The organism is Williamwhitmania taraxaci (assembly GCF_900096565.1).
GTDB lineage: Bacteria > Bacteroidota > Bacteroidia > Bacteroidales > Williamwhitmaniaceae > Williamwhitmania > Williamwhitmania taraxaci.
Map to the genome: position 1 here is coordinate 25304 of NZ_FMYP01000002.1, position 12886 is coordinate 38189.

Sequence of the window (12886 nt, forward strand, 5' to 3'; positions counted from 1 at the left end):
TATGTTAGAAAAAATTTTTGACGAAGAAGAGTTATTAGGTTTAATTGTTAGGGATCGTTACACTTCGGCTGGAGTTACTTTTTTTACTGATGATGATGCTACACAGCAAGTGGCGTTTATGAAACATCCAGCAGGTAAGGAAATATTGCCACACGTCCACAACTCAGTAAAACGTGAGGTTTTTTTTACTTCAGAAGTCTTAATTATGAAAAGTGGAATACTAAGAGTTGATTTTTATTCATCATCTAAAGTTTATCTTCAAAGTAGAACTCTTTATGCCGGCGATGTTATTTTACTGGCAGGAGGAGGTCATGGCTTTTTTGTAATTGAGGAAATAGAAATGATAGAAGTTAAACAAGGTCCTTATCTTGGTGAAATGGATAAGGTTCGTTTTAGTGCAGTAGATGTTACAAATATTAATTTGAAATAGTTATGGAATTTATACCTGTTTGCGAACCATTTCTTAATGGTAATGAAAAGGATTATGTAAATGATTGTTTAAATACTGGTTGGATTTCATCAACTGGGAAGTATGTCAAAGCTTTTGAAGAATCATTTGCAAAATATTGTGATGCTAAATATGCTGTTGGAGTTACGAACGGTACCGTTGCGCTTCATTTGGCTTTAGTGGCAGCTGGTATTGGTAAGGATGATGAGGTAATTATTCCGAATTTCACAATGATTGCGACGGCATTTTCAATTTGCTATACAGGTGCAATACCGGTATTTGTGGATGCAGACCCATTGACTTGGAATATTGATGTGAATCTCATTGAAGCCAAAATTACCAAGCGAACAAGGGCAATAATGCCTGTTTCAATTTTTGGTCATCCATGTGATATGGATGAGATTAATGCACTGGCACAGAAATATGGTTTAATGGTGATTGAAGATGCTGCTGAATCGCATGGAGCTGACTACAAAGGTAGGAAAGTTGGTACATTAGCTGATATTACTTCCTTCAGTTTTTTTGCAAATAAGAATCTTACAACAGGGGAAGGTGGTGCTCTCGTTACCAATAATGAAGAACTGTATCGTAAAATGTTGTATTTTAAGAATATGTGCTTCCCGCTTGATTCACCTCGTAATTATTTACACCATAATATTGGGTTTAATTACAGGATGTCTAATATTCATGCTGCAATTGGTTTGGCGCAAGTTGAGAAAGCTGATGAGTATAAGCAGATGCGAATAAGAAATCATCAGAATTATACTAATCTTTTGGGAGGTGTTAATGGAATTAGTTTCCAGCAATCTAAGGATTATGTAACTAATGTTTTTTGGATGAATGCTATTTTGATTGATCCTGAAAAATATGGCAGATCTCGAGATGAGTTAGTCATGCATTTAAAAAATCAGAATATTGATACGCGTTTACTTTTTAGGGGGATGCATGTTCAGCCATCATTGATTGAATATGGATGTGATTGCAATGGAAATTATCCAGTTACAACGGATCTTTCGGATAATGGTTTTTATTTACCGTCCGGAAGTTCGCTTTCTAAAGAAGTTATTGAAAGAATCGCATTTGAAATAGTAAAGTTTTCGAAATAATTTCTTGACGTTATAATTTCTATCTCGTATTGTAATTAATGAATATTATTAATTGATGAAGAACAATACTCATCTATTTAAGTCGACAATTCAAATTACAATTATCTCTGTCTTAAGTATTGTATTGAATTTTATTTCTCAGTTGGTTATTGCGTATTATTATGGTACTTCATTTGAGAGAGATGCATATCTTGCGGCACTTGTTATTCCGATGTATTTAAATGCTGTTTTTGTTGGCTCTATTGGATACGTATTTCTGACTAGATTTCAAAAGATTGAAAGAGAAGGGAATGAAAATAGTTTAAATTTGTTTTTGACTCAAGTTTTTTTAGTGATTGGAGTTTTACTTTTATTTGTTGTTTTATTTGGCATGTTTTTTTCAACATCAATCATTAGAACATCTGTTCCTGGTTTTTCAGAAGCACAAATACATTATACATCCAAAATCTTAATTGCAGTTATTCCTTCTACTCTATTTTTCATTTTAAGCAGTTTTTTCGTTTCTATTTATCAAATTAATAATTATTTTTTAAAACCTGCTTTAATCCCTCTTGTTATTCCAACTATTAGTACTTTATTTGTATTTTTCTTTACAAGCAGATTTGGAATCATTAGTTTAGCTTATGGTTATACAGTTGGTAGTTTTCTATCTTTTATTCTGTTGTCTAATGTTTTGCGCAAAGTAAACTATCGCTTTACTTTAAGGGGAGGCGATAATAGGCATTTATTAATGCTTTTTAAAACAGCTACACCACTTTTTTTATTTGGATTTATTTTTCGTTTTACTCCTGTTTTCGAGAGGATGTTAGCTTCAAATTTGCCTAATGGAAGCATTTCATATTTGGGATATGGAAATCAATTATTAAGTATTATGGCTACAATTACATCAGGAGGCATTGCAGTAAGTCTGTTTCCCTTGTTATCTAAGTATTGGATTGAGGATAGAAAGATCGAAGTTGGTGTATTAGTTGTTAAAGCCACACGAATAATTCTTTTATTAACTATACCAATTACTTTTATTGTTTTTTTTTGGGGTGATATTATCGTAAAACTACTTCTTGAGCGAGGTGCATTTGACCATAATTCAACAAATGCTGTTAGTTTGGGACTTTGTTTGATGATGGGGGCTTTTATTGCTCAAAGTCTTGGTAATGTTGTTGCTAAAGTATTCTATTTTTCAGCAAATACATGGACTATTTCAATTATTGCAACAATCGAACTCGTTTTATATCTTTTTCTGGGTTATTACCTTTCTATTTCCTATTCGTATTTGGGATTGGCTGTGGCTTTATCTATTTCAAGCATTGTGAATATTATTATCTCTATTCTATATATTAATAAATATGTAGTAAGGTTGAGCCTTAATAAGATTTCCATTGATTTGTTAAGAGTTACAGTTGTTTCTTTTATATCGTTTTTTAGCGTATATAAGTTTTGTGCATTTTTCAGTTTGTTTAGTTATGTTAATACTTTATTCGCTTTTATATTTGGTTTGCTATTGTTTTATATTCTTGGCCTGTTATTTAAGATTGAGGAAATGTCTCAACTGACTACCTATATTAAAGTTAAGCTTGGTTACCGGTAATTGACTGTTTTCGAACTTATTTATTCAACATATTTTGTCAATAAATTTGGATTGCAAAATTAACTAATTATTAATCGTTTTTTTATTTTTATACTATGAAGATAAATATCATTTGTTACGAAGATGTTAATGCATGGATTTTAGGCAAGTTTGCTAAGAAAATGCACGAGAATCTTACTCGACTTGGAATTGAATCAAAAATAAGTAAGTGTAGTGATCCTCTTTGTGATATTAATCACCATATTATATACATAAACTTTAACGGTGAGCCCTCAAGTATTGACACTTTAATGGTTACACATATTGATGATTCATCTAAACTAAATTTGATTAAGAGGCAATTAGATGTTGCTCAAATGGGGATTTGTATGTCGCATGAAACAATGGTAAAACTTGTTTCTTTGGGTATTAGTAAAGATAAACTATCATATATTAATCCTGCCCATGATGGTGTAATTAAGCCGAGAAAGATTGTTATTGGTATTACCTGCATGGTTCAAGATGATGGGCGAAAACGCGAAGTTTTTCTTGATAACTTGGCTGAATTGTTAGATCCTAATGTATTCATGTTTCGTATAATGGGCCGAAATTGGGATAAACAGGTAGCTACACTTATCAGTAATAACTTTGTGGTTGAGTATGAAAGCGACTTTGACTATGATAAATATGTAAAACTGATTCCGAGTTTGGATTACTATTTATATATGGGCCAGGATGAAGGTCAAATGGGATTTGTAGATGCCTTGAGTGCTGGTGTTAAGACAATTACAACGCCGCAGGGATATCATTTAGATGCAATTAATGGAATAACACATCCATTCTCAACGTATAATGAATTAGTCGACATATTTATTAGTATTCAAAATGAGAGATATAGTCTAGTAAAGTCTGTTGAAAGTTGGAATTGGATGGATTATACTCGAAAGCATGTAGAATTATGGGAGTATTTATTATCTAAAAAAAATAGTATAAGTTACAACTTACCTCAAACTTCTGGTTATGAAGATGGTATATTCTCTGTGTTTCGGCATACACCTATTGTTTTTAGTGAACGTAAAGAATTGTTAAAGTTAAGGAAGGAATATGTGAGACATTTATATTATAAGATTAAGAATAGATTGTTTAAATTGTAGTTAAAATGAATTTTGGTTCATATTTATTTGTCTGGCCTAAGACTAAAGGAAGTAACGCTATTGTGTTATTCCTTTTAGCGATTATGTCAGTTATGTCTATTGATTTTCTCAGTGTTTTTACTTTTTTGTTTTTCATTCTTATTACAGTTGTTTCTTATCTGTTAATTTTTAAAGATAAAGGTTTTCAAGATGTTATTTTATTATTTTCTTTTTATACTATTGTAACTGTTTTAATTTATTGGTTTCAGTATTGTCAATTTCCTCAGAATATTGGTTGTACAGGAGAAGGAATACATGGTGGCACTGATGATTTATTCTTTTTTCAAGAGGCAACTAATAATGGCGTAAGTTATCGTGGTGATAGAAGTAACTTTATGCATCATTATTCTGTGTTTTTACAGATATTTGTTAATTTAATCTCATTATATAAGAATGTAAAGTTAATTGATCTTCTTTTTGTAAATGTATTTGCATTAAGTTTTATCCCAATACTTACTAGAAAGTTTGCTGTGTGTATTGGCCTTTCAGAAAAAGTAAGTAATTTATCTTTTCTTTTTACCTCGATATGTCCAATATTATTTATTAATGGTTTAGTTTTAATACGCGATGGGTGGACTGCAATGCTATTTATTGCAGGTCTATTATTTCTCATTGAAAGAAGGTATTTGTTGCTTATTTGCGTCTTTACCTTGATGTTTTATTTCCGAATAAGTTCATGCATTGGGCTATTGTTTTTTCTCTTTATGATTTTAATATTTAGTCGGAATGATGATTCCTCTAAAGTTCAATTTAAAGGAAGAGTATGGCTTCTTTTCTTAATTTCAGTCCTTGTTATCCTATCATTACCGGCAACTATAATTTTTTTAAATAATTATAAAATACTTGATAATATATTTTTCAGAGAAGAATTTCTTGGATTTATTAATTCAAGTAGTTCAGATCATTCCGCTGCTAGTTTCATATATGGATTGCCGATGATACTAAGAGTTCCTTTAGGTTTTGTTTTTTACTTTGGCTCACCTTTTTTTACTTTAAATGATATTTGGTATAGTAATTCAATTACAATTAGACTTTTATTGTCAGCGTTCTTTTCATTGATGTTTATTTTCTATTTGCAATATTTTGTTCGCTCTTTGTCATATTTATTTGGAAATAAGAAAAATCGATTGTTTGTAATTGTTGTAATTGGATATTTGTTCATTAATTTAGTGTTTTCGCAATTATCAATGCAAATTAGACATAAGACTATGTTTATGCCACTTTTTTATATTATAGTCGCATCTGGTTTTGAAGTAACAAATAAGAGTTTTAAAATATTAAGCACCTTGATTGCGTCTGTTTTAGTTCTATTTGAAGTCATATACACATTTTTACCATTTTTGTAATTAGGTGTTTTTTTTCTTATAATTTAATTCAATCTAGATGAAAATATTACATATTATTATGTCTTTAGATTATGGTGGTGCTGAGAATATGTTAATAAAGATTATTAACGAGGATTCCGATAATGAGCATCGGATTGTTGTTTTGATTGATAGATGTCCACTTAGTCCTTTACTTAAAAGGGGTAATAACGTTTATCCTCTGTTTAATAAAAAATCTTTTAATGTTATCAGAGCTAGTTATCGTTTAATTAAAGTTGTAAAGGATTATCAGCCAGATATACTTCAAAGTTGGATGTATCATGCAGAAATTATTGGTTTGCTTGTAAAGTTGTTTCGTCCTTCTATAAAGTTGTTTTGGAATGTCCGATGCTCGACTAAAGAATGGTTATCGCTTAACTTTCGAAACAGAATTTTATTTAAAATCCTACAACTAGGATCCAAACTTACTAGTGGTATTATTGTTAACTCAAAACATGAGGTGCTTTTTTTGGGTAAATCTAGTTATCCATTGATTAAGGTCATTTATATACCCAATGGTTTTTCTATACCAGATATAATAGATAAAAATTTGGCTAGAAGTAAACTCCTTGAGCATTTTAAATTATCTGGGGATGTTGTTTTAATTGGAATGGTCGCTAGATTTCATCCACAGAAAGATCATTATAATTTGATAGATGCATTTAAGTTATTAGTTGTAGATTTTTCTAATGCCCATCTTATTTTGGTTGGTGATCTATTTGATTCCGAATTTAAAAAATTTATTTCAGAAGCTGGTTTAGCCTCAAATGTTCACTTTTTTGGTACGACTAATAAAGTTTTTGAAGTTATTTCAGGATTTGATATTGGTGTATTGTCATCATTTACTGAAGCATTTCCTAACGTTATTGGCGAATACATGTTGGCTTCATTACCTGTTGTGGCTACAGATGTTTCAGATGTAAGAGAAATTATGGGTTCTTTTGGTAGGGTTGTTTCACCACGAAATTCATATGCTCTATATAAAGGATTATCTGAAATGGTTCACTTATCCTTAGAAGAGAGTAAAAAAATAGGACGTTTATCAAGGCAAAGAATAATCGATATTTACCCAATTGATAAAATTGCACGAGACTATATCTTAACTTACAAGGCCTCTCTTAGTTAATTAAATTATTTTCTAAATGAAGAATATATTGCATGTCACTAATATCTATTTTACTTTACCATATTTTATAGGTGACCAGTTTATTTATTTCAATAACAAAGGGAATAATCTTCATGTAATTTGCAGCCCGTCAATACTCTTGAGTGATTATGCTGATAAAATGAAGTTTAATTATTCTGAAGTCAATATTCTCCGTGCGATTAGGCCTATTAAAGATTTAATCGCGATTTTTAAAATATGTCGGTATATTAAGGTTAGTAAAATCGATATAGTTGTAGGCCATACTCCCAAAGGTGGTTTGTTGGCAATGCTTTCTGCATACCTATTGAGAGTTCCCAAACGTATATATTTTCGTCATGGTTTGGTATATGAAACTTCAACAGGTTTTAAACGAAAATTATTAGTTACTTTAGATCGAATAACTGCTTTTTGTGCTACGGACATAGTTTGTGTTAGTCCTTCTGTTTATAAGAGGAGTTTGGTCGATAAATTAAATAGGGCTGATAAACAACTCATTTTAGGTAAAGGAACATGTACTGGTATTGATATTATTAAGGTATTTAATCCATTCCAAATTAATCTTCAAAAAAGTCAGGAATTACGAACTAAGTTGGAGTTGGGAAAAGATTCAATAGTAATTGGTTACTGTGGTAGGTTGGTATGCGATAAGGGTATTGTTCAACTAATTCAAGCGTTTGACTTGGTTAAGGAGAGTAATCCAGGTAATGATTTTCGATTATTGCTAGTGGGTATGTTTGAACAACGTGATTCATTACCAATTGATATAGTAAATCAAATACAAAAAGATAAAGATATTATAATCACAGGATTTATAAATGAAAATATTGAATACTATTATGCTTTAATGAATGTTTATGTTTTGCCTTCTTTTCGGGAAGGCTTTCCAACAAGTGTTCTTGAAGCTTCATCAATGCAAATACCGATCCTTACAACAAGAGTCACTGGCTGTATTGATTCAATAATTGAGGATGTTACCGGTATATTTGTTGAGAATTCTAGTATCTCAATTGCCAATGGGATTGAGTATTATCTAAATCATCCATCTATTGCAAATGAACATGGTCGTAATGGTCGGGATTTTGTAACTAAGTATTTTGATCAAGAAATTATCTGGAGCGAAATTGAGAAATTATATGAAAAATAGACTGCTAGTTACGGGGTCCTCCGGTTTTGTTGGTTCAAACTTCATAAGAAATTCGGAGCAGTTTAACATTACTGAGATCGATTTATTATCCATAACAACTGATAAAATTAATTTTAATAATATAGATTCTGTTCTTCATCTTGCAGCTCTTGTTCATCAAATGAAGGGAGCACCGGAAGAGCAGTATTTTAAGGTAAACCGTGATTTAGCTTTCAATGTTGCAAAAAGTGCTAAGGAGCAAGGTGTAAAGCAGTTTGTATTGATGAGCACCGCTAAGGTATATGGAGAATCAACTGCAAACGGAGGTTCCTGGTCTGAAGTATCAGATTGTGCTCCATCAGATCCCTACGGTAAAAGTAAGTATGAGGCGGAATTGCTAATTAGAGGGCTTGAAGATGATAACTTCAAGGTTGCGATTGTTAGGTCGCCTCTGGTATATGGAGCAGGAGTGAAGGCGAATATGTTTAGTTTAATTAGGTTGGTTGAAAGGTTCCCCTTATTACCTCTTGGTGATATTCGCAATGAAAGATCTGTAGTGTATATAGGTAACTTGGTGGCTCTTTTGACGAAAATAATTGAAGAACAGGCTTCCGGTATTTTCATTGCTGGTGATAGATCTCCTTTGTCCACTTCAGAGATGATAAAGTTAATTGCTGCTGGTTTTAACCGGAAGGTGAGTTTACTTAAAGTCCCAAAGTTTATATTGGCTGGAGTGAGAAGAATACTGCCCTCTATAACATATCGGCTATACGGTTCTCTGGTTTTAGATAATAGCAACACGAATAAGGTTCTTAATTTTACGCCTCCATATTCAAGCGAGCAGGGGATTTGTGAAATGGTAAAATGGTATAAAACTAGAAGAAAATAAGGTATGAATGTTTTATTTTTTTGCTTCGTATTTTTTTTTGCATCTTTAGTTTTGACCTATTTTGTAAGAAAATGGGCTTTAAATAAGTCCATCCTTGATGAGCCCAACGAGCGTAGCTCCCACTCAATTCCCACACCTAGGGGCGGGGGTATTGCTATTGCAATTACTTGGTTTTTAGCAATTGGTTTTCTTTTTTTTCAAAAGGATATTGATTTAGCACTTTTCTCTGCCCTACTCTGCGGCATACCTATTTCTGTTATTGGCCTTGTAGATGATGTCTTTACTATATCCCCTAAACTACGTCTTTTTATTCAAACTGCTTCGGCAACCTTGGCGCTTATCTTTCTGGGTGGACTAAATAGTATCGACGTTGGGTTTAGTTTGCTTACGGTGCCATATCTATTTAGTATTATTGCCATTATAGGTATAGTTTGGTTTACTAATCTGTTCAACTTTCTCGATGGTATCGATGGTTATATTAGCGCTGAGGTGATTTTCATTGGATTCTCATTCTTTTTGCTATTTGGGGGTATTGCCCCTGTATTGCTTGCCGCTATAACAGCAGGATTTTTGGTATGGAATTGGCAACCTGCAAAAATATTTATGGGCGATGTGGGGAGCACTCTTCTTGGATTTACCATAGGGGTCTTTGCTGTTTATTACCAAAACAGTGGTGATTCGTCAATTATTATTTGGCTTATGCTCACTTCTCTGTTTTGGTTTGATGCTTCGCTTACGCTTTTCCGCCGCTGGCGAAACGGAGAAACCCTTTCTAAGGCTCACAAAAAGCATGCCTACCAGCGTATTGTGCAGTCTGGATTTAGCCATCAAAAGACTGTAATTTATTCTCTTCTTATTAACTTCTCCATATTGGGACTGGTGTGGTTGGCTATTCGTTATCCAATCTATTCACTAATATTTTTAGGAATTAACCTCGCTTACTTATACCTAATTATGAAAATGGTGGATAAACGTTTTCCATTTCAAAAGTAGGAGAAAAATACAACCATGAAGATATAGAAAATCGGTATTCCAGTTTATATTGCAAGTTAACTATATCAATCCTACATGATTACTCAAAGTAGTATTGGTTTAAATAGAATAAGCCTTGTCTCATTCTAAGTCTTGCCATTAAATTTTAGATATTATCATATTTAGCGTAATGTGCTGATAGTTAAATTTTAGACACTCACTTAGAACTTGCATACATCCATAATGAAGATTCGTTTTTTGATTTTCAGAAGCAATTACTCGGAGGCTTTCTTTTTTTATTAACGTTTACATGCAACTATCCACTATTGGATAGTTTTTTATTGGTATTTTTGCGCTTCAGTTAAGAGGATAATTATTATCGAATGGCAAAAACTGCACTAATTACAGGTATTACAGGTCAAGATGGAGCTTATTTGGCCGAATTTCTTCTCAATAAGGGTTACATTGTACATGGGGTAAAGCGACGTAGCTCCTTAATCAATACCGATCGTATTGATCATCTTTACAAAGATCCGCTTTTAGAGAAGACAAACTTGTTCCTGCATCACGGTGATCTTACCGACTCTCCAAATCTAATTCGTCTAATTGAGGAGACGAACCCCGATGAGATCTACAACCTTGCTGCAATGAGCCACGTTCATGTTAGCTTTGAAATTGCTGAATATACAGGGAATGCTGATGGCCTTGGAACTCTTCGTTTGCTCGAGGCTATTCGTTTGCTGAAAAAAACAGACAAAACTCGGATTTATCAAGCATCTACTAGCGAGTTGTATGGTAAGGTACAGGCTATTCCACAAAACGAGGATACCCCTTTTTATCCTCGCAGTCCTTATGCTGTTGCTAAAATGTATGCATACTGGATTACGGTAAACTATAGGGAAGCCTACAATATGTTTGCCTGCAATGGTATTCTATTTAATCACGAAAGTCCAATTCGAGGGGAAACTTTTGTGACTCGTAAAATATCTCGAGCAGTAGCTCGAATTGCCTTAGGTATGCAGCCTAAGTTGCTGTTGGGAAACCTCTCTGCTAAACGCGATTGGGGACATGCAAAGGACTATGTTGATGCTATGTGGCGTATTCTTCAATACAATGAACCACAGGATTTTGTCATAGCAACAGGTGTTACAACTGAAGTTCGTGAGTTTGTGCGGATGTCTTTTAACGTAATTGGTGTTGATCTAGAATTTGTGGGTGAAGGTGTAAAAGAAAAAGGAATTGTATCAGCGTGTCGCAATTTAGAATTTCAGTTACCAATTGGAGCCGAAGTTGTAGGTGTTGATCCATTTTACTTTCGGCCAACTGAGGTTGATTTACTTCTTGGCGATGCCTCCAAGGCCTATAAGTTATTGGGATGGAAACCTGTTCATACTGTTCATAATCTTGCAGTAGAGATGGTTAATTCAGACCTCCATTACTTTAAGGGGCAAAAACTTCTTTCCGATAACGGTTTTAAGACTGAAAGATACTGGTAGTTTTTATTTTTTAATTGGTTTATGGTTGATAAGATATATAATGGTGAAGAGTTTCTCGGTTTAATAATCCGTAACAATTACTCAGCTGATGGTGTCTCTTTTTTTACGGATGATAATTCGCCACAGCAGGTGGCTTTTATGAAGCATCAGAAAGGAAAGGAAATATTACCACACGTCCATAATTCGATAAAACGAGAGATATTTTATACCTCGGAGGTTTTGCTCATAAAAAAAGGTCGTCTGAGGGTTGATTTCTATTCAGCATCCAAGGTCTATTTGGAAAGTAGAGTTTTGGTTCCGGGCGATGTTATACTTTTAGCGGGTGGCGGACATGGTTTTCAAATGCTTGAAGAGGTTGAGATGATTGAGGTAAAACAGGGGCCTTACCTTGGAGAGATGGATAAAGTGCGGTTTTCTGCTGTTGAATCGTCGGAACTAAAGCTATTGTAAAATGGAATTTATACCAGTTTGTGAACCATTTCTTAACGGGAATGAACTAAAGTATGTGGATGATTGTCTGAAGACTGGATGGATTTCTTCTTCTGGAAAATATGTCAAGGCATTTGAGGAATCGTTTGCTGCATATTGTGGCGCTCGATATGCCGTTGGTGTAACCAATGGAACCGTGGCACTTCACTTAGCGTTAGTGGCTGCTGGCGTAGGGAAGGGGGATGAAGTGATCATGCCCAATTTTACAATGATTGCCACTGCTTTTGCAGCCTGCTATGCTGGTGCAATTCCCGTATTTGTTGATGCTGATCCCCAAACTTGGAATATTGATATTCGTAAAATAGAGGAGAAAATTACCAGTAGAACAAAGGTAATCATGCCCGTTTCTATATTTGGTCATCCTTGTGATATGGATGAAATAAACGCTCTTGCCCAAAAGTATAAGCTGATTGTAATTGAGGATGCTGCTGAATCGCATGGGGCTATCTACCGGGGACGAAAAGTTGGGACGCTAGCTAATATTACATCCTTTAGTTTCTTTGCTAATAAGAATTTAACCACTGGCGAAGGTGGTATGATTGTTACCGATAGTGAAGAGTTATACAAAAAAGCACTTTACTTCAAAAATATGTGCTTTCCGTTGGATGCACCTCGCAACTATCTACACCACGATATTGGATTTAATTACCGCATATCCAACATTCATGCTGCAATTGGGCTTGCACAAGTCGAAAGAGCTGATGAATATAAAGAAATGCGTATTACCAACCATATGCTTTATACTGAATTTTTATATGGTGTGCAAGGAATTACTTTTCAGCAGTCAAGAGATTATGTCACCAATGTTTTCTGGATGAATTCCATTATTATTGATCCAGTAAAGTATGGTAAAACACGTGATCAGTTAATTGCCCATCTTAATGAGTGTGGAGTGGATACTCGATTACTATTTAAGGGGATGAATATTCAACCTTCACTAGTAAGTTATGGTTGCGATTGTTCGGGGGATTATCCTGTAACTGATTGGCTATCGGAGAATGGTTTTTATTTACCTTCGGGTAGTGCGCTCACAAGGGATAATATTGAGTCAATCTGCAAAATAATTATCGATTACAAAGGGAATTAATCAATGAC

At 33.7% G+C, this 12886-nt stretch carries 12 protein-coding genes; all 12 read left to right on the top strand.

Annotation, left to right across the window (positions count from 1 at the left end; all coding sequences use genetic code 11):
- Nucleotide 1: 1 nt before the first annotated feature.
- The 12 genes from BLS65_RS00860 (at nt 2) to BLS65_RS00915 (ending at nt 12878) form a co-directional block, all read left to right on the top strand.
- Nucleotides 2–430, top strand: coding sequence for a cupin domain-containing protein (locus BLS65_RS00860; protein WP_092434315.1), 429 nt, complete (start codon nt 2–4; stop codon nt 428–430).
- A 2-nt stretch (nt 431–432) separates the two neighbouring features.
- Nucleotides 433–1554 carry a DegT/DnrJ/EryC1/StrS family aminotransferase gene (locus BLS65_RS00865; protein ID WP_092434318.1) on the top strand — a complete coding sequence of 374 codons (1122 nt, stop codon included), beginning with the start codon at nt 433–435 and terminating at the stop codon, nt 1552–1554.
- Between the two features lie 55 nt (nt 1555–1609).
- Entirely contained in the window at nt 1610–3139 is a 1530-nt protein-coding gene (gene murJ / locus BLS65_RS00870) for a murein biosynthesis integral membrane protein MurJ (protein ID WP_092434321.1), read from the top strand.
- A 95-nt stretch (nt 3140–3234) separates the two neighbouring features.
- Nucleotides 3235–4272, top strand: coding sequence for a hypothetical protein (locus BLS65_RS00875; RefSeq protein WP_092434324.1), 1038 nt, complete (start codon nt 3235–3237; stop codon nt 4270–4272).
- A 5-nt stretch (nt 4273–4277) separates the two neighbouring features.
- Entirely contained in the window at nt 4278–5657 is a 1380-nt protein-coding gene (locus tag BLS65_RS00880; protein WP_092434327.1) for a hypothetical protein, read from the top strand.
- Nucleotides 5658–5694: 37 nt separating this feature from the next.
- Entirely contained in the window at nt 5695–6801 is a 1107-nt protein-coding gene (locus BLS65_RS00885) for a glycosyltransferase (RefSeq protein WP_092434329.1), read from the top strand.
- A 16-nt stretch (nt 6802–6817) separates the two neighbouring features.
- A complete protein-coding gene (locus BLS65_RS00890; protein ID WP_092434332.1) occupies nt 6818–7966 on the top strand; it encodes a glycosyltransferase family 4 protein in 1149 nt (382 codons plus the stop codon).
- Entirely contained in the window at nt 7956–8834 is an 879-nt protein-coding gene (locus BLS65_RS00895) for an NAD-dependent epimerase/dehydratase family protein (RefSeq protein ID WP_092434335.1), read from the top strand. The genes BLS65_RS00890 and BLS65_RS00895 overlap by 11 nt, the downstream gene beginning before the upstream one ends.
- 51 nt (nt 8835–8885) lie before the next feature.
- Nucleotides 8886–9827 carry an MraY family glycosyltransferase gene (locus BLS65_RS00900; RefSeq protein ID WP_212590470.1) on the top strand — a complete coding sequence of 314 codons (942 nt, stop codon included), beginning with the start codon at nt 8886–8888 and terminating at the stop codon, nt 9825–9827.
- 362 nt (nt 9828–10189) lie between these two features.
- A complete protein-coding gene (gene gmd, locus BLS65_RS00905) occupies nt 10190–11302 on the top strand; it encodes a GDP-mannose 4,6-dehydratase (RefSeq protein ID WP_092434341.1) in 1113 nt (370 codons plus the stop codon).
- Nucleotides 11303–11323: 21 nt separating this feature from the next.
- A complete protein-coding gene (locus tag BLS65_RS00910; protein ID WP_092434344.1) occupies nt 11324–11752 on the top strand; it encodes a cupin domain-containing protein in 429 nt (142 codons plus the stop codon).
- Between the two features lies 1 nt (nt 11753).
- The gene (locus BLS65_RS00915; RefSeq protein ID WP_092434347.1) at nt 11754–12878 is read left to right on the top strand and encodes a DegT/DnrJ/EryC1/StrS family aminotransferase; all 1125 of its coding nucleotides are present in this window, start codon (nt 11754–11756) and stop codon (nt 12876–12878) included.
- Nucleotides 12879–12886: the final 8 nt, after the last annotated feature.